This window comes from Ruegeria sp. CH6 (genome assembly GCF_056537005.1).
Map to the genome: position 1 here is coordinate 455,824 of NZ_JBQFQS010000003.1, position 17,368 is coordinate 473,191.

Here is a 17,368-nt window from a genome sequence, read left to right on the forward strand (position 1 = left end):
ATGCCAAAAGATGACTTGCAAGTTATGCGCGACTTGATGGAAGCGCAGCGGGAGGGGTTCGCCTTGCCGCGTCATTTCTATACGTCTCAGGCGGTATACGATAACGATATCAGTACGTTCTGGAACCGCAACTGGATCTGGGTGGGCCATGTCAGTCAGGTCGCTGAACCCGGCGACTATTTCCTGTTCGATTACGGCCCGGAGTCCATCATTATCGTTCGGGATCGCGAAGGCGAGGTGCGCGCGCATCTGAATGTCTGTCGCCACCGGGGATCGCGCGTGTGTATTGAACAGAAAGGCAAGGCGCGCAATTTCATCTGCCCCTATCATGCGTGGACCTTTGACCTGAACGGCAAACTGCGAAACGGGCGGTCAATGGGGCCGGATTTTGACCCGGACCAGTACGGGTTGTTCCCGGTTCAGGTGAAGATCTTCCAAGGCCTGATTTTTGTCTGCGCGGCTGAAAGCGCTCCGCCGCTGGATACTGCTTTGGAGAGGCTAACCCCGCTTTCAAAACCGTTCGACTTTGAAAACCTGAAGGTTGCTCATGAGGCCTCTTATCCTGTTCCCGCAAACTGGAAACTGGCGCTGGAAAATTATCTGGAATGCTATCACTGCGCGCCGTCCCATCAGGATTATTCGCGTAGCCATTCTCTGAAAGACCCTGCGCAGGTTCTGGAGTTCAGCGGTGCGCTTCATGAGCGGATGGAGGAAGCTGGAATACCTTCTGAGGAGCTGGACCTGACCGGAGAAAACGCGGTCGTGCCGGGAGCTGATGTTTATTGGCGGCGCTACCCGCTGTTCCCCGGCTATTCGACAGGCAGTAAGGATGGCGCACCCTTGGCACCGCCATTGGGTGAGCTGAAAGCTCACGACGGTGGCGCTACCGATCTGGGGATCGGGACGCTCAACTATTTCCTGGTCTACGCAGATCATGTGGTTGGGTATCGGTTCGTTCCGCGTGGCCTGCAAGAAACAGATATTCAGATCGTCTGGTACGTGCACGGCGACGCAGAAGAGGGTCGGGATTACGATAAGGATGCGCTGACGTGGCTCTGGCATGTCACATCGCTCGATGACGAACGGATCATCCGGCACAATCAGGAAGGTGTGAATTCATACCATTTCGTCCCGGGTCCACTGTCCGAGATGGAATGGAGCATTCCCGGTTTCTATCGTAACTATTTCAGCATGATCTGACACGCTCAGAATTCGGAGACTAAACATGACAGAGTTAACTCAGCGCAGATCACAACGGCGCGGGGGCGGGCGCGAAGCACGAGCCGCAGTGCGGAACAGTAACGCCGCCTCGCAGGCAATCTGGCCGGGCATTTCTGGTGGGCGATACAGGCCACTTTCAGACGCGGACATGTCGCGCATTCACGAGGCTGCCCTCAGCATATTGGAACGTACTGGGGTAGGGGATCCCACGCCGGAAGTTCTTGATCTCGTGTTGCCCAAAGGGGCGATAGTGAATGAGCATGGCAGGTTGTGCTTTCCTCGGGCATTGATGGAAGACCTGTTGGCCAAGGCCGCCAGCGAATTTTATATCCATGCACGCGGATCGCGAGCTGGTAAGGACGACATGCACTGCACCAAGGACAAGGTGTATTACGCAAACTCCGGCACGGCAGTGACAACGTTCGACGCGGAAACGCGCAGTTACCGACCATCAACCCTCAAGGACATCTACGATTTCACCCGTCTGGTTGACCGGCTCGACAACATTCACATGACCGGTGATACGGTTCTGGCAACGGATGTGCCTCAGGACTACGAGCATGACATGAGCATGCTATACGCCATTCTGGCGGGAAGCGAGAAACCATCCTGTCTGACATTCCGCACGCGCGAACACATACAAGACGCCATTCATCTATTCGATCTGGCATCGGGCGGGGAAGGCAAGTTCCTTGAAAAGCCCTCGGTGATTTTTGGTGGCTGTCCCATCGTCTCCCCGCTTCGGTTCGGGCGCGAAAATCTGGAAATTCTGATTGATACGGCAAAGATGGGCCTTGTCTGCGATCTGGCCGTTCCGCCACAGGCAGGGGCGACATCTCCTGCGCCGTTGGCTGGTACTCTGGCGCAAGCTGTGGCCGAGACCCTGTCTTGTGTCGCCATCGCCAACCTGATCAATCCGGGGACTCCGGTGGTCTTTGCAGCCTGGCCATTTATTACTGACCTGCGCACTGGTTCATTTACAGGTGGTAGTGGTGAGCAGGCGTTGATCTCTGCGGCGGCGATCCAGATGGGCAATTTTTACAATCTGCCAACTAGCGTCGGATGCGGCATGACGGATTCCAAGATACCTGATGCACAGTATGGCCTGGAAAAGGCGTTAACTTTCGCTTTAGCGGCTCATGCGGGGGCCAACCGACTCTGTGAATTTGGCGGGATGCTTGGCAGCCTGATGGGCTGTAGCTTTGAGTCCATGGTCATCGACAACGAGGCCGCCGGTATGATTTCACGAACGCTTCGCGGAATTGAGGTGAGCGATGATACGCTTTCGGTCGATGTCATTCATGAATGCGCAATTGATCCAGGCCATTTCCTCGGCAACGCGCAGACCCTGGAATACATGGAAACCGAGTATGTTTATCCGGCCCTGATGGACCGTGAATTGACAGATACTTGGGAGAAGGCCGGTCGTCAGGACATGTTCGAGCGGAGCCGGTCCGTTGTGGATGATATCCTATCCAATCACTATCCGAATTACTTTGGCAGCAAGGTGGATGAAGAGGTTCGGTCCAGGTTCCCGATCAAATTGCCCCGTGAGGCAATGCGCGCTGGTTAAAAGTTGCTGTGCAAAGGAAAGGCTTCGCAACGAACAAGGTTGCGAAGCGGCTTCGACAACGTCTCTAGTTTCTGAATGCGCCTTGGCGCGTCAGGTCTTCGGTTGCCAGCCGGATGCCTTTTTCAAGGATGTCAAACATCTGATTCAACTCGGCTTCCTTGATGATCAGCGGCGGAGAAAACACACACATGTTGATGATCGGCCGCAGGATCAGCCCGTTCTCCTGACAATGCCGGTCAATTAATGCGCCAACGGATTTATCCAGATCCAAAAGGTTGTCCGCCTGGGCGTCCGCAACACACTCAACGCAGCCAACCAGACCCATACCACGGACGTCGCCGACCAGCGGTAAGTTTGACAGATCTTGAAGACGCTCTTCGAACAGCGGCGTAATCGCGCGGACATGCTCCAGAATGCCGTCACGCTCCATGATTTCGATGGTCTTCAAACCTGCAGCTGCGCTTACTGGGTGGCCTGAATAGGTGAAACCGTTTGAAAACGTAGCGTCCTGTGCGTTTTCTCCGCTCACATCTGCAATCAGACGGTCAGAGATAATACAGGCCCCCATGGGGACATAGCCAGACGTCATCCCCTTGGCGCAGGTAATGATATCGGGTTGAATTCCAAAGACATCTTCAGATGCGAACCAATGTCCAAGTCGCCCAAATCCGGTCACGACCTCGTCTGAGATGTACAAGACATCATACTTCCGGCAGATTTCAAGACAACGCTGGTGATAACCTTTCGGAGGTACGATGACCCCACCCGAACACAGGATTGGTTCGGCGATAAAAGCAGCGACCTTGTCTGCCCCGGTCTGCAGGATCATGTTCTCGAGATCAGCAACTTTTTCGTTCAGAAAGTCATCAATCGTCTGATCTTGATTGCGTGTATAGGGGTTTACGTTCGGCAGAAAGCGCGCCAGATGGCTTGCCTGATCCAACCACCCTTTGTCGCGCTCTTTGCCAGATACCGAGGCGGCCAAATACGTCGAACCGTGATACGCTTTTTGGCGTGAGATCACGATTTTCTTTTCAGGTTTTCCCAGCACGTTATTGCGGAACTGCACAAACCTTAACGTGCTATCCACTGCCGTAGAGCCGCCAGTTGTGAAAAACACATGGTTCAGGTCGCCCGGCGTTCGTTTGGCAATCTCATGTGCTAGCCTGGCCGGCGCTGAGTTGGCGTTATTGAAAGGCGAGAAATACGCCATCTCTTTCGCCTGTTGGGCCATCGCATCGGCAATCTCGGTGTTTCCATAGCCCAATTGAACGCACCACATGCCTGCAGGTCCATCTATCAGGCGATTGCCGTCCTCCGTCACGACGTAGATACCAAGACCGCTTTCGGCAAAGGTTCGTTCATTTTGGCCTAGGTACGACATCCCCTCCCATGGATGTAGGAAATGTCTGTTGTCCCAGTCACGTACAGACTGAAAGTCCGAGTTCAAAAGGGTCATGCGGCACCACAATGTAACATAATTCACAAAATGAACAAACATTCATTCAATGTCAATCCTTGAACTTCTGCTTCGCTAGATGCGAAAAGCAAAAGGCAAGTACATCACCAAAGGAAACTGACATTTCTGCCGAGCCCGATATCCCAACCAATGCCCGAGATCTGAGCAAGCTGCAGAACCGAAAGCAGCTGATCCAGGCGGCAGCAGACGCCATCCATAAATACGGAATTCGAGGGACGACTTCGGCAAGAATCCAGGAGCTGTCAGGGTTGTCGCGGGGAATGGTGAACCTGCACTTTGGCTCGAAAGAGAAGCTGCTGCTTGCGGTAGCAGAGGAGCTATCGGCGCGCTATGCGGGACAGTGGAAAGCAATCGCAGATAATCCAGAGTTGGGCCCTGCTGAGAAGCTGATTTCTATCTTAAAGGCTGATTTCGACCCGTTGGTCCTTAATGCGCGGGACGTTGCGATCTGGTTTTCGTTCCGGGCCGAAGCGCTATCGAACCCTCACATATTTCCATTTATCGACTCGCGAGATAAACGCTTCCGCACGGTGATCCTGAAGCTGTTGGAGCAAATAAAGCGCGAAGGTGAATACGAGGACGTCGACGCTAAACTTGCAACAGACGCATTGATTGCTTTGTTGGAAGGGCTTTGGACCGACTACCATTTGCACTCTGAGATTTTCAAACCTGAGGAGGCTTTGAAAATCTGCCTGTTTGTACTGCAGTCAATGTTTCCAAAACACTTTGAAATCCGCTCGATCCTTGGATGAACGCAGCCGGAAGTCTCAAGGACTAACCACGGGCTATTGTGAGCCCGGCGATCCCTCTGATTGCGCCTCGTAGTTCAGCCGACGCAGGTCGTTGATCATCGCTTTGGCCAGAGAGACGCACATTAGCAGCAACACTGCGCTGAACGGTAGCGCGCCAATGATCATCGAATTGGTCAAAGCCTCTAGTCCGCCGCCGCCCGCGATAAGCAAAGTTCCAATGACAAGGGTCAGAAGAACGCCCCAGATAATACGATGAAGCAAGCCGGTGTCTTCAGACCCACCGGACATGATCGTGTTCATCACAAGGATGCCAGAGTCGGCTGACGTAACCAGAAATGTCATTGTCAACAGCACACACATGACACTCATGACCGTGAGAAAGTTGCCCGAGATCATTTCACTCAGCGTGACAAACAGTGTCGATGTCGTCGATGCGGCAAGGATTGCCCCATTCGCATCCCCATTTAGCTCCATATCGATGGCGGCACCGCCCAGAATGGCCATCCATGCGAAGCAAACCAGCGACGGCGCAATGACCGCGCCAAAAATGAACTCGCGCACTGTTCGGCCCTTGGAGATACGCGCCAGAAAAAGACCCACGAAGGGTGAAAACGCGATCCACCAAGCCCAGTAAAAAGTTGTCCATCCGGCTTGCCATTCAAACAATCGTCCTTGCGTGCCCGCGTCGTAAGCCGCAGCTTTGGCCGCGTCGGAAAGAGCAGCGGCATCGTTGCTCAGACCTTCAAGAAAGGCTGCCTTCGTTCCCCAGGCATCTGTGGCACCAGCGAATAACTCTCCGACAAATGGGGCCGCCTCAGCCGGTAATACTGATGCAAACTCAACCTCCGAAATCGGGCGGTAGGCTTGAAAGCTCATTGGGATGAAGTTTTTGATGTAGTCGACCAGAGCCGAAGCGTAGGTTGTTGCGGCAAATCCAAATGAGCCAAAAACAATGAATACGGCCAACAAAACCAAAGACAACAAGAGGTTAATATTCGACAGGTATTTGACACCGCGCCCCACGCCAGAGACGGCAGATAGTGTCGACATCATCATGACCACCAACAACGCCGTGATCAGGCCGGCAGTCGAGGGTTTCATTGTAGTTAGCGGATTTTCCACGAGCCAACTTGCGCCGGTAATCAGAAAGGCTCCGTCCACCAGTTGCGAAACGCCATAGCCGATGGTTACTGCCACGCCGAGTATCGTCGCCACGACGCCGAGTATATCGATCACATGACCTGCAAAACCGTTGGAATACTCTCCGAGCAACGGAGTCAGTGCGGTGCGGATAGTCAGAGGCATTCCGCGGGTATAGGCGTAGTAGGCAAGGCTCAAACCGGTGACCACATATATTGCCCATGCGTGAAAACCGGTGTGCAAAAACGTGTAGCGGTAAGCTCCTTCAATCGCCTCTTCGCTCTTGGGTGTGACTGACCCGGATACAGTCAATGGATTGGTTCCCCACAGCCCAAGCGGTTCAGCGGTTGCATAAACCATAAGACCCACGCCAAGACCCGCACCAAACATCATTGAAAACCAGGAGAAGTTCGAGAATTCGGGCATATCTCCTTCGGCCCCGAGCCGCTTTCGCCCGGTTGCAGGAATGAGCGCGACAAGTAAAAGGAAAACTACAAACAGGCCGACCGAAAGGTTGTAGAAGGTGTTGAATTCGGCCAGCAAGCCGGACTTCCACGATCGCAATGTATCGTTTGCTGACAATGGCCACACCAGTGCCCAAAGCACCAGCAGCGAAACCGAAAACTTGCTCACCAATGCAATCGGCAAGCTATATCCTTTATAAAACCCAGTTCGTTGCGTTTCTATTATGAGGTCTGTGAAGGGGTCCTCAAGCGCCATGTTTTTGCCGGTCTCTCATAGATTGACTGCTTCGCACTTGGCGCTGCCGGGCCTTATCCATCACGAGCGCGCGCGATTTTCATAATACCCAAAGAATAGACCTGATCTGCTGAGTTTTCCACCGCCATGAACTTGGCCCGCCACACGCAACAGATCGTATCTCAATGACAATTGGTTGGTGGTCGCTCGGAACACTTCGAATTTTGGTCGCCGCAAACCCAAGAGCGAAGCCTGAGAGATTTGCACGAAGGAAAGTTCCTGGGGCGATCCTCGCAATTGCCAGAAATTAAGAGGATCGCCCCAGGAAGTTCCAGTAGCGGTTTGAGGCTGGTAAAAGCAAACGGAGGCAACTCTGATGTGGCCTTGGCTAAATTGTATCGGACAGAAACGCTCGCGTTGTTATGAGACTTTGTTGTTTGGTCCCCAATGGTCATTGCTCACGGTGCGAATGGCGGCTGTTCGCGTGTCAGGTGCTTGTAGCGCTGAGAACAAGCTCAGAGGTCGGTATGCAAAGGCCTACTACAAGCGCATTGGTTGTGGGCCGAGTACTTTATTGTTCTGATTGTCGAATACGGTCGAATACGTTGGATGACTACGTGATTGATCGCGTTTTGCATATTCGATTAGCGTGAATTGGTGCCGTTAGTGGCATAATCAGCGATGACCGCCCGGCTGCCATTCTGCCATATTGCGGTCAGCCAGGACGCAAAGGCAGCGGAAAACTGTGCACTGCGGCAAAAGTCTCCGTAATACCGGCGCTGCTCGAGCCAAAGCTCTGGGTCAGCTTTCGATGCCAACGCTGCTTTTTGCAAGCTCTCCCATTGGGGATCGTTGGGAGCGATTTCAGAACCATCTTCACGAACACCCGCACACATCCGGCACCAAAAAGCTTCGGCCAACGCGAGCCCTTTTACCGAAGAACCCGCCTCTAGTGCATCGCGCAGCGACGGAACAAGAAACCCTGGATGACGCGCGGATCCGTCGAACGCGACCCTGCGGGTTGTGTCGTGAATCGCTGTGTTTGCAAATCGCCTCTCAACCAACCCAAGGTACTGCTCAGCTGAGGTTCCGGGGACGGCTTCGACATGAGGCAATATTTCTTCGGCCTGAACTTTCCTGAAAAATGCTACGATATCCTGATCCTGCATACAGTCTGCAATCGTCGGAACATTCAGAATTTCCCCGACATTGGCGAGCAGTTGGTGACCCCCGTTCAAAATGCGCAGTTTCATAGTCTCATAGCTATGAACATCGTCGGTCAGGGTTACTCCAACCTGTTCGAGCCGCGGCCGCCCTGCGCAGAAATCATCCTCGATCACCCATTGGCGGAAGTTCTCGTGCGAAACCGGCGCATGGTCATCGATGCCAAGTGCATCACATTGCGAGACCACTTGATCAGTCGTTGCGGGCACAATGCAATCTACCATAGAGTTGGGGAAGGCTCCGTTCTGGTCAATCCAATCAGCCAGTTCAGGGTCTGAGATACGTGCCAACCCAACAACGCAGTTTCGCAGGATCTCCCCGTTGCCTTGAAGATTATCACAGCTCAGAGCAGTAAACGGTTTCGCCCCATTCGCCCGACGCTGCCTAAGCGCCGCAACAATAGCACCAAACACTGTGCGAGACTGGTTAGGGTTTTCCGCGTCATGACGGATATCATCATGAGCTAAGTTGATAGTGCCAGTGTTGGCATCCAGATAATATCCGCCCTCGGTTACGGTTAGTGAAACAATTCGGATGGATGGATCGGCCATTCTGAGGATCAGCGTGGCATTATCCTCCTCTATCGGCAGGTAGTCTGTCATCGAACCAATCACCTCAGCGGATATCCCATTTGGATCCAGTTCGATCAGTGTTGTCAGACAGTCCTGCTCAAGCAGCCTCTCTCGCATCTCGGCGTCATAGGCTCGCACACCTGCTCCGATGATCGCCCAATCATGAGCCAGACCCTGCTGCATCAGTTGGTGTAGATACCAAGCCTGATGCGCGCGGTGAAAATTGCCAACTCCAATATGGATAATGCCGGGTGACAAGTCCGAAGACACATAGGTCGGAGTCCTTACAGTCGGCGGCAGGTCTGAAAAACTGTCGCGCCGCAGCCGAACCGGAGATTTTGAGTTCGCCACAGGACCCATCAGCTCATCCAATTTCCGCCATCGACATTGTAAGTTTGCGCGACGATGTATTTGGCATCATCAGAAGCCAGAAAAACCGCCATCCCGGTCAGATCCTCGGCGCGGCCCATTCGACCGTATGGGACCGCTGCCGCCACTTCCTGTTTTTTCTGTCCGAGTGGTTTGCCTTCGTGTTTAGCGAAGAACGCATCAACGCCGTCCCAGTGCTCGCCATCAACAACGCCCGGAGCAATCGCGTTCACGTTGATCCCATGTGAGATTAGATTCAGGCCCGCCGATTGAGTCAGGGATATGATAGCGGCCTTGCTCGCGCAGTAGACAGCGACCAAAGGCTCACCCCTTCGACCAGCCTGCGAGGCCATATTGATGATCCGGCCTTTGGTTCCGTGTTCGATCATGTGGCGAGCGACGGCCTGCATCGTGAACAACGTGCCAGCGACGTTGATGTCAAACACACGGTTGTAGTCGGCCCGATCAATCTCAGCGATTGGTGCAGCAGTGAAGATGGCTGCGTTGTTGATAAGAACGTCGATGTTACCGAAACGGCTGACGGTATTTGCGATAGCTTCGTCTATGCTCTGCTGTTTGGTCACGTCTATCTCAATGGCGATAGCAGCCTCACCAATCTCGCTAGCCGCATCCTGCGCGCGCTGAATGTCGATATCGGCGATGGCGACACGAGCGCCCTCGGCCACATAGGCTTTGGCAAAGGCCAACCCGATGCCTCGCGCGGCCCCTGTGATTAGGGCGGTTTTGCCTGTCAAACGTGTCATTCGATCCGCAAGCCTTTCGCGTCGAATCGGTGGATCACATCTGTACGTGGTGTCAGATGAATGCGGTCCCCATGGCGGAACCCAACCTCGCCATCTGCCCGGACGGTGATCGTATCGGCCAGACCAGTTTCATGAATATGGAAGAACGTGTCTGATCCGAGGTGTTCCGATACACCAACGACGCCGGACCATGCCCCCTCACTGTCAGAAACCGCGATATGCTCGGGGCGCACACCGATTGTATGGGCACCATGTTTCGCGGCCTCTTCACCCTCGATAAAGTTCATTTTCGGCGACCCGATAAATCCGGCGACAAACAGGTTCCGGGGTGTGCGATACAGCTCCAGCGGGGTGCCAACCTGTTCGATCACGCCGGCCTGCAGTACCACAATCTTGTCAGCCATGGTCATGGCTTCAACCTGATCGTGGGTAACATAGATCATGGTGGTCGCCAGACGTTCATGTAGCTCGCTGATTTCCAGTCGCATCCCGACGCGCAAAGCTGCGTCGAGGTTCGACAGCGGTTCGTCGAACAGGAACGCGGCTGGCTCGCGCACAATAGCACGACCGATGGCCACACGCTGGCGCTGACCACCAGATAGTTGACCGGGTCTTCGATCCAGATAATCGCTCAGGTTCAAAACCTGCGCCGCACCTTCGACCCGTTTATCGATTTCGGCCTGATCCAGTTTCGCCATACGCAGTGGAAAGGCGATGTTCCTACGGACCGTCATGTGCGGATAAAGTGCATAGGATTGGAATACCATCGCAAGCCCGCGCTTTGCGGGCGGTACATCCGTGGCATCTGCCCCGTCGATCTCAATCGATCCTGAAGTGATATCCTCCAGCCCTGCGATCAGACGCAATAGCGTAGATTTCCCACAACCCGACGGGCCGACAAAGACGGTGAACTCGCCATCCTGAATTGTCAGGTCCAGTGGTGGAATGACCTCTACATCGCCGAAGCTTTTAGTCACGGACTTGAGTTGAATGCGTCCCATGAAGTGTCTTCCTTATTTCACAGCGCCGAAGGTCAGGCCGCGGACAAGTTGTTTCTGGCTGAACCAGCCAAGGATCAGAATTGGAGCGATCGCCATTGTCGATGCCGCGCTGAGCTTGGCAAAGAACAGGCCCTCGGGGCTGGAATAGCTGGCGATAAAGGCGGTTAGCGGTGCCGCGTCGACTGCGGTCAGGTTGAGAGTCCAGAACGCCTCGTTCCACGCCAGGATAAAGTTCAGCAGGACGGTCGAGGCAATGCCAGGAACGGCCATCGGCGTCAGCACGTATAGGATTTCTTCTTTCAGCGATGCCCCATCCATACGCGCGGCTTCCAGAATCTCCCCCGGAATTTCGCGAAAGTACGTGTAGAGCATCCAGACGATGATCGGCAGGTTGATCAGCATCAGCACCACGACCAATCCCCCACGGGTGTCCAACAGACCTAGCCGGATGAACAGCAGGTAGATCGGGTAGAGAACACCTACAGCAGGAAGCATCTTTGTCGAGAGCATCCACAGCAGGATGTCCTTGGTGCGTTTGGATGGCACGAATGCCATCGCCCATGCGGCCGGCACCGCGATAATCACACCAAGTATAGTTGAACCACCCGCAATGATAACCGAATTCCACAAGAAGCGCATATAGTCCGAGCGCTCCTGTACGATGGCATAATTCTCAAGCGTCCAGTTAAAATTCAGGAACAACGGCGGGCTTGCGATCGCCTGCGCCTCGGTCTTGAAGCTGGTCAGGATGGTCCAGAGGATCGGGAAAAAGATCAGCAGACCAACGGCCCAGGCAAGGACAGTGTTCAGCGATTTGCGGCGGGTTGTGACAGCGCGGGCCATGGTCTTACCTCCTCACGCGTCCAGGTTCTTGCCGACGATGCGCATCAGGAAGATCGCAACGATATTGGCAAGGATGATTGCGTAGACACCTCCAGCTGATCCAAGGCCAACATTCTGGCTTTCCAGCACGCGCTGGAAGATCAAGTAGGTGAGTGTACGGGTGCCGAATGCGCCGCCGGTGGTCACAAAGATCTCGGCGAAGATCGACAGAAGGAAGATCGTCTGGATCAGGATCACAATCGTTATCGCCCGGCTGAGATGCGGCAGAATGATGTGGTAGAAGCGCTTCAGTGGTGGCGCACCGTCCATTTCAGCGGCTTCCAGCTGTTCACTGTCCAGAGACTGGATCGCGGTCAGCAGGATCAAGGTCGCAAAGGGCAGCCACTGCCAGGATACGATGATAATGATCGAGGTCATCGAAGCTTCTGACAACCATGAGATCGGTTCGGCTCCAAAGAAACGCCATAGATGGGCCAGCAAACCGTTCACCGGATCCATGAACATGTTCTTCCAGACCAGAGCGGAAACTGTCGGCATGACGAAGAACGGCGCGATGACGAGGATGCGTACAACACCTTGGCCCCACATCGGCTGATCCAGCAGCATGGCTAACAAAACACCCAGAATAACCGTGATCACCAGCACTCCGCCCACGATCACCAGCGTCGCTTGTACGGCAGGCCAGAAAGAACTGGACGAGACGAAGCGAACATAGTTGTCGAACCCAACCCAGCCCAGATCTCCACCACGCAGTGGCAGATATTTCTTGAACGAGAAATACAGGGTCATGGTCAGAGGGACGAGCATCCAGCCAAGCAGCAGGACAACTGCGGGCGCCATCATCAGGCGAGCAACGGATCGGGAATGTTGGGTTGCCATGATGCAAGACCTCTCTGTTCAGGCGTAACGCTAGCCTGCGAGAAAAACGCGATTTGTGGAAGTCGGGAGCGGGGGGCAGATATCTGCCCACCCACTGGGGAGAAGATCTCAGTAGCCTGCGGCTTCCATTTCTTCAGCGGTGAAGGCCTGCGCTTTGGCAAGTGCTTCCTCAACCGTTTGCTGTCCGGCATAGACTGCCGAGAACTCTTGGCTGACCTGGGTCGCTATACCTGCGAATTCCGGGATCGCTGCAAACTGGATGCCAACGTAAGGTACGGGCTTGACCGTCGGATTGTTCGGATCAGCTGTCAGGATCGAGTCCAGTGTCATCTTGGCAAACGGGACTTTTTGGTATTCCGGATTCTCGTACAGAGATGTACGTGCTCCTGGTGGAACGTTTGCCCAGCCTTCGTTTTCAGCGACAAGCTCAATGTAGTCTTTTGATGTCGCCCACTCGATGAACTGCTTGGCTGCGTCTTCCTGCTGTGTACCGGCGGGAATGGCCAGCGCCCATGCCCAAAGCCAATTGGAGCGCTTGCCCAATCCGGTATCGGGTGCCAGTGCAAATCCAACATGGTCCGCGACAGTCGAGTCATCGGGGTTGGTCACAAACGAAGCCGCAACGGTGGCGTCGATCCACATGCCGCATTTGCCCTGCTGGAACAGCGACAAGTTTTCGTTAAACCCATTGGTAGCATAGCCGGCCGGGCCGGATTCCGTCATCATTTCAACGTAGAAGTTCAACGTATCGGCCCATTCAGGCTGATCGAACTGAGGCTTCCAGTCTTCGTCGAACCAGCGGGCACCGAACGAGTTTGACATCGCAGTGATAAACGCGCCGCCTTCACCCCAACCGGCCTTACCACGCAGGCAGATGCCGTTGATGTCGGCGTCACGGTCGGTCATCGCGGCTGCCGCTTCTTTGATGAACTGCCAGGAGGGTGCCTCAGGCATCTCCATTCCGGCCTTTTCCATCAGATCGGTGCGGTACATGATCATTGAGCTTTCGCCATAGAACGGCGCTGCATACAACGTTCCATCGTGGCTCAGGCCGCCAGACATTGCAGGTAGAATATCGGCGACGTCGTATTCAGCCGACATGCCGTCCAGCGGCACCAGCCAACCATTTGCGCCCCAGATCGGCGTCTCATACATGCCGATTGTCATGATGTCGAACTGACCGCCCTTGGTGGTGATGTCGGTGGTCACGCGCTGACGCAGCACGTTTTCCTCCAGTGTCACCCACTCAACATCAATGCCGGTCGCTTCGGTGAATTTGTCGGTATAGCCCTGCATCCGGATCATGTCGCCGTTGTTCACAGTGGCGATGGTGATGGATTGCGCATGGGCCGCTGCCGTGGCGACGAAAGTCAACGCAGTCGCCGCACGAAGTGCGTGCTTCAGATACATCCCTGTCCTCCCTGAGCTTGGATGTCGTGCAGAGAGCCTAGAGTGTAAATTATCGCGACGTCAATAAAAACTTTACGCGCGTTAAAAAACTTGAGTTACGCAGAGTCCCTCAAAACGAGTCGTGCAGGGAAAAGAGTTTCAGTGCGGCTTGCAAATTCCCCACCACTTTCAATGAGTTCGAACAGAGTTTCGACACTTCGTCCGGCCACATTGTCGTAGTCATGCGCTGCCGTAGTCAGTGATGGGCACGTAAATTTTGCGAACGGGTGATCATCATTTGAGGCCACCCGCAGGGTGCAGCCTTCTTTCCGACCGACCCGAATCCCCTGCTCGAAACAGGCTGCAAGAAAGCCAATGGCGAGCCGGTCGTTGCTGCACAAAACCGAGTCCGTCTTTAGTCCGCGCTCTTCCAGAATTTTAAGTGCACCCCTGTGCCCGATCTCTTCAAAGGCCCAACCTTTGCCATCTACTTTAATGATATGCGGTTCGAACCCTAGGCGCTCCATCACTTCGACATAGGCCTTCCTTCGCTTGTTGGCATTTGGGTTCGCAGGTGTGCGCATTTCAAAGAAAGAAGGGGGTTCCCCCGTACGTGTCATGTATTCCACGGTCTGCGAGACAAAACTAAAATTATCCGAACCAACAAAGGCCGCACCCAGACCATCAAGGTTGCTGTCAAACAGAACAGTCGGCACATTGGCACAGAACTTCTCGATCGCAGATCGGTCAGACATGCGCCCCAGAGGCGCCAGCAGAACTCCTGCGGGTTTCATGGATTGCAACCCGTCCAGAATTTCATTCTCCAGCCTTTGTTCGCCATGTGAGCTGAACAGGGACGGGCGATAGCCTGCAGCAAAGCAGGATTGTTCCAGATATCGCGCGATTTCTGCAAAAAATGGGTCAGCCAGATAAGGTACGACGATTCCGATATTCTTGGTTAGCTTTCGGTTCTGGTTCACCGCATAAATGTTGGGACGATAATCGAACCGTTCGAGCGCTTCTTCGATGCGAGCCCTTGTTGTCGGGCGAACACTGTCGGGATCGTGGAAGTACTTGGACACAGTGGGCCGCGAGATCCCGCTCAGGGTCGCGAACTCTTCCATATTCTTAATTTTAGTCATGCCAGCTTGCCTGCGGATCTTAGTCGCCTTGATCTTATCATGTTTTTACATATTCTTTGCGCGCGCTAAAAAATCAATAGCCAGACAAGTTCCGGGCGTTTGTGCAGGCAAGGGGTTTGAATGTATCTCGGGATCGATATCGGAACGTCAGCGGTCAAGCTTGTTTGCGCAGATGCCGACTGCATTCTTGCGACGTCTTCAGTGGGGATCAAGACGTCTTCGCCGCAGCCCGGCTGGTCAGAGCAACACCCGGATCTTTGGTGGCAGGCGACGCGCGATGCCTTGAGGATGCTTGCAGACAAAATCAAACTATCAGAAGTGAAAGCCATCGGGTTGTCCGGTCAAATGCACGGGGCGGTTATACTCGATCGCGACCTTCGCCCGATCCGCCCGGCAATATTGTGGAACGACAGCAGGGCAACATTTGAATGCGATGAATTGCGCATGACCCAGCCGCAGATTGGGCAGATCGCGGGTGTCCTTCCCTTGCCGGGATTTACCGCGCCGAAGATTGCATGGCTTAAAAAACATGAACCGGCAAACTATGCCCGACTTGCACATATCCTGCTGCCCAAAGACTACATCGGTCTACGCCTGCACGGAGAGTTGGCAACTGATACGTCAGATGCTGCCGGTACAATGTGGTTCGATCAGGCTTCGCGAAGCTGGCATGTAGGTATCGCCGAGGACACAGGGGTTTCGCCCGATTGGTTGCCACAGGTTTTTGACGGCCACAGGGTGGTGGGGGCTGTGACAGCACAAGCTGCCGCCGAGAGCGGGTTGAAATCCGGTGTGCCCGTGGTGGCCGGAGGGGGAGACGCTGCAACAGGAGCGATATCTTTGGGCGCGACGGAACCGGGGCGTGGTTTCATCTCGCTTGGGACCTCTGGCCAACTGTTTGTGGCAGATCGCAAATACAAGCCCAACCCTGAACGTTATGTACACGCATTTGCGCATACGCTGCCCGAGCGTTGGTATCAAATGGCGGCGATGCTGAACGGCGCAAGGCCGATTTCATGGATCGGCGGTCAACTGGGGCTTTCCGCGATTGAAGTTGTTGCCCTTGCCGAAACGGTAAGAGGTGATCGCGTGCCGATTTTTCTGCCTTACCTTACCGGTGAACGCAGCCCCCTCGGAGACCCACACATCCGGGCCTGTTTCTTTGGCTTGGAGGACTCAACGACACGCGCTGACATCTGTCGTTCAGTATTGGAGTCAGTTGCATTTTGCTTTGCTGATGCGGCTCAGAGCTTCGGTGACACGATGGGCAGTCTGTCGGAGCTGGCTGCCATCGGTGGGGGTGCTCAATCAGATCTGCTGTTGAAGCTGATCGCTACTGCGACTGATAAACCGATAGTACGTTCGGAAGGAGCCGAAACTGGCCCGGCCTATGGTGCGGCCCGGCTGGCGGCTTGTGGTGACGGTGCCGTTGCTATATCCGATCTCGCGTTTCAGCCGCCAACAACAGATAGGTTCGAGCCAGCCGAAATGGCGCTGCTGTTCGAGCGGTTGGCCCAATTTCGCCAGCTTTATGCTGCCATCAAGAACGTCAGCTAGCAGCTTCTAAACATCCTTCGCGATCTCAAGCGTGATGAAAGAGCTTTGTGTCGCATATGGTAAAACTCTTTGTCGTCTCACATTTTCAATAAGGCCACACAGAGTTTTGCCACTTGGCATCCATGGTTATTCCAGTCGAGATAGAACTTATCAGTGCCTGTGACGTTTCCTGCTACGCCCCCCTTGATGAAGCCGCGCACCTGAACTCGATTCAATAGAAGTGGTAAGTCTGGTAAAAAACGGGTCGCTCAGATTGGTCGAGCGCAGTCGATACAGGAAAACCTTGCAATTAGCCCTGCCGAAAATCTGCGCCGTTCCCTCCCTATCCAAACTCTTTGATACAGGGCTTGCCTGTCGTCTGCCTTTGAGATTTTCTGAGCAGACTAACCAATCAAAAGACCGGGCTTTCATGAAACTTGAATTTCACCACATCAACTTTGTCTCAGAAGACGTCGATCGGATGCACCGGTTTTATACGCAGGTTTTGGGGCTGGCCGATATTCCGATTGAGAACTTCCCCCGGCCAGATGAGACTGACGATAGTGGCTACAGTGGCAAGATTCGTTTCGCGACTGATGGCGGAATGCAGATGCATCTGGCTGAAAAAAACCTGGAAGTTGCGTTCAAGAACGGTGAGACGATTAACCCCGTCGAACGTGGCCATATCGCATTTAGAGCGCGTCTGGCTCAATTGGTTTCATATCCTGCGGCCTGGAAGAAGTTGTAGCACTCGTCTGGGGTGAACATGTCGCAGACTGCGCCG

General features: G+C 54.2%; 14 protein-coding genes. 5 read left to right on the plus strand and 9 right to left on the minus strand.

Going from position 1 to position 17,368, the window contains the following annotated elements; genetic code table 11:
• A complete protein-coding gene (locus ACR0CW_RS10850; RefSeq protein ID WP_480787787.1) occupies window positions 1–1,200 on the plus strand; it encodes an aromatic ring-hydroxylating oxygenase subunit alpha in 1,200 nt (399 codons plus the stop codon).
• 25 nt (window positions 1,201–1,225) lie between these two features.
• Window positions 1,226–2,794, plus strand: coding sequence for a trimethylamine methyltransferase family protein (locus ACR0CW_RS10855; protein WP_480787788.1), 1,569 nt, complete (start codon window positions 1,226–1,228; stop codon window positions 2,792–2,794).
• Between the two features lie 64 nt (window positions 2,795–2,858).
• On the opposite strand, the gene ACR0CW_RS10860 is transcribed toward ACR0CW_RS10855, so the two are convergent.
• Window positions 2,859–4,253, minus strand: a complete 1,395-nt coding sequence (locus tag ACR0CW_RS10860) for an aminotransferase (RefSeq protein ID WP_480787789.1) — start codon at window positions 4,251–4,253, stop codon at window positions 2,859–2,861.
• 191 nt (window positions 4,254–4,444) lie between these two features.
• On the opposite strand from ACR0CW_RS10860, the gene ACR0CW_RS10865 reads away from it, so the two are divergent.
• Window positions 4,445–5,026: a TetR/AcrR family transcriptional regulator gene (locus ACR0CW_RS10865; protein WP_480787807.1), complete on the plus strand. Its 582-nt coding sequence runs from the start codon at window positions 4,445–4,447 to the stop codon at window positions 5,024–5,026.
• A 33-nt stretch (window positions 5,027–5,059) separates the two neighbouring features.
• Here ACR0CW_RS10865 and ACR0CW_RS10870 read toward each other — a convergent pair whose 3' ends face one another.
• The 8 genes from ACR0CW_RS10870 to ACR0CW_RS10905 form a co-directional block, all read right to left on the minus strand.
• A complete protein-coding gene (locus ACR0CW_RS10870; RefSeq protein ID WP_480787790.1) occupies window positions 5,060–6,886 on the minus strand; it encodes a BCCT family transporter in 1,827 nt (608 codons plus the stop codon).
• A 623-nt stretch (window positions 6,887–7,509) separates the two neighbouring features.
• On the minus strand, window positions 7,510–9,021 hold the full coding sequence (locus ACR0CW_RS10875; protein WP_480787791.1) for a mannitol dehydrogenase family protein: 1,512 nt from the start codon (window positions 9,019–9,021) through the stop codon (window positions 7,510–7,512).
• Window positions 9,021–9,794, minus strand: a complete 774-nt coding sequence (locus tag ACR0CW_RS10880; RefSeq protein ID WP_480787792.1) for an L-iditol 2-dehydrogenase — start codon at window positions 9,792–9,794, stop codon at window positions 9,021–9,023. Before ACR0CW_RS10880 ends, ACR0CW_RS10875 begins: the two co-directional genes overlap by 1 nt.
• Window positions 9,791–10,795, minus strand: a complete 1,005-nt coding sequence (locus ACR0CW_RS10885) for an ABC transporter ATP-binding protein (RefSeq protein ID WP_480787793.1) — start codon at window positions 10,793–10,795, stop codon at window positions 9,791–9,793. Before ACR0CW_RS10885 ends, ACR0CW_RS10880 begins: the two co-directional genes overlap by 4 nt.
• A 12-nt stretch (window positions 10,796–10,807) precedes the next feature.
• Window positions 10,808–11,638: a carbohydrate ABC transporter permease gene (locus tag ACR0CW_RS10890; protein ID WP_170331927.1), complete on the minus strand. Its 831-nt coding sequence runs from the start codon at window positions 11,636–11,638 to the stop codon at window positions 10,808–10,810.
• A 12-nt stretch (window positions 11,639–11,650) separates the two neighbouring features.
• The gene (locus tag ACR0CW_RS10895; protein WP_170331925.1) at window positions 11,651–12,517 is read right to left on the minus strand and encodes a carbohydrate ABC transporter permease; all 867 of its coding nucleotides are present in this window, start codon (window positions 12,515–12,517) and stop codon (window positions 11,651–11,653) included.
• 108 nt (window positions 12,518–12,625) lie between these two features.
• On the minus strand, window positions 12,626–13,927 hold the full coding sequence (locus ACR0CW_RS10900; RefSeq protein WP_155150391.1) for an ABC transporter substrate-binding protein: 1,302 nt from the start codon (window positions 13,925–13,927) through the stop codon (window positions 12,626–12,628).
• Window positions 13,928–14,022: 95 nt separating this feature from the next.
• The gene (locus ACR0CW_RS10905) at window positions 14,023–15,048 is read right to left on the minus strand and encodes a LacI family DNA-binding transcriptional regulator (protein WP_480740961.1); all 1,026 of its coding nucleotides are present in this window, start codon (window positions 15,046–15,048) and stop codon (window positions 14,023–14,025) included.
• Window positions 15,049–15,168: 120 nt separating this feature from the next.
• Between ACR0CW_RS10905 and xylB the strand changes: the two genes are divergently transcribed.
• Together xylB and ACR0CW_RS10915 are read left to right on the plus strand one after the other, a co-directional pair.
• The gene (gene xylB, locus ACR0CW_RS10910; protein WP_480787794.1) at window positions 15,169–16,605 is read left to right on the plus strand and encodes a xylulokinase; all 1,437 of its coding nucleotides are present in this window, start codon (window positions 15,169–15,171) and stop codon (window positions 16,603–16,605) included.
• A gap of 409 nt (window positions 16,606–17,014) precedes the next feature.
• The gene (locus ACR0CW_RS10915) at window positions 17,015–17,332 is read left to right on the plus strand and encodes a VOC family protein (RefSeq protein WP_480787795.1); all 318 of its coding nucleotides are present in this window, start codon (window positions 17,015–17,017) and stop codon (window positions 17,330–17,332) included.
• Window positions 17,333–17,368 lie beyond the last annotated feature (36 nt).

Bases quoted from the DNA above. Each gene is read 5' to 3' on its own strand.
- ACR0CW_RS10880 (WP_480787792.1), bottom strand. From the start codon at position 9,794: ATGACACGTTTGACAGGCAAAACCGCCCTAATCACAGGGGCCGCGCGA.
- ACR0CW_RS10850 (WP_480787787.1), top strand. From the start codon at position 1: ATGCCAAAAGATGACTTGCAAGTTATGCGCGACTTGATGGAAGCGCAG.
- ACR0CW_RS10890 (WP_170331927.1), bottom strand. From the start codon at position 11,638: ATGGCCCGCGCTGTCACAACCCGCCGCAAATCGCTGAACACTGTCCTT.
- ACR0CW_RS10900 (WP_155150391.1), bottom strand. From the start codon at position 13,927: ATGTATCTGAAGCACGCACTTCGTGCGGCGACTGCGTTGACTTTCGTC.
- ACR0CW_RS10855 (WP_480787788.1), top strand. From the start codon at position 1,226: ATGACAGAGTTAACTCAGCGCAGATCACAACGGCGCGGGGGCGGGCGC.
- ACR0CW_RS10870 (WP_480787790.1), bottom strand. From the start codon at position 6,886: ATGGCGCTTGAGGACCCCTTCACAGACCTCATAATAGAAACGCAACGA.
- ACR0CW_RS10875 (WP_480787791.1), bottom strand. From the start codon at position 9,021: ATGGGTCCTGTGGCGAACTCAAAATCTCCGGTTCGGCTGCGGCGCGAC.
- ACR0CW_RS10860 (WP_480787789.1), bottom strand. From the start codon at position 4,253: ATGACCCTTTTGAACTCGGACTTTCAGTCTGTACGTGACTGGGACAAC.
- ACR0CW_RS10895 (WP_170331925.1), bottom strand. From the start codon at position 12,517: ATGGCAACCCAACATTCCCGATCCGTTGCTCGCCTGATGATGGCGCCC.
- ACR0CW_RS10905 (WP_480740961.1), bottom strand. From the start codon at position 15,048: ATGACTAAAATTAAGAATATGGAAGAGTTCGCGACCCTGAGCGGGATC.
- xylB (WP_480787794.1), top strand. From the start codon at position 15,169: ATGTATCTCGGGATCGATATCGGAACGTCAGCGGTCAAGCTTGTTTGC.
- ACR0CW_RS10915 (WP_480787795.1), top strand. From the start codon at position 17,015: ATGAAACTTGAATTTCACCACATCAACTTTGTCTCAGAAGACGTCGAT.
- ACR0CW_RS10885 (WP_480787793.1), bottom strand. From the start codon at position 10,795: ATGGGACGCATTCAACTCAAGTCCGTGACTAAAAGCTTCGGCGATGTA.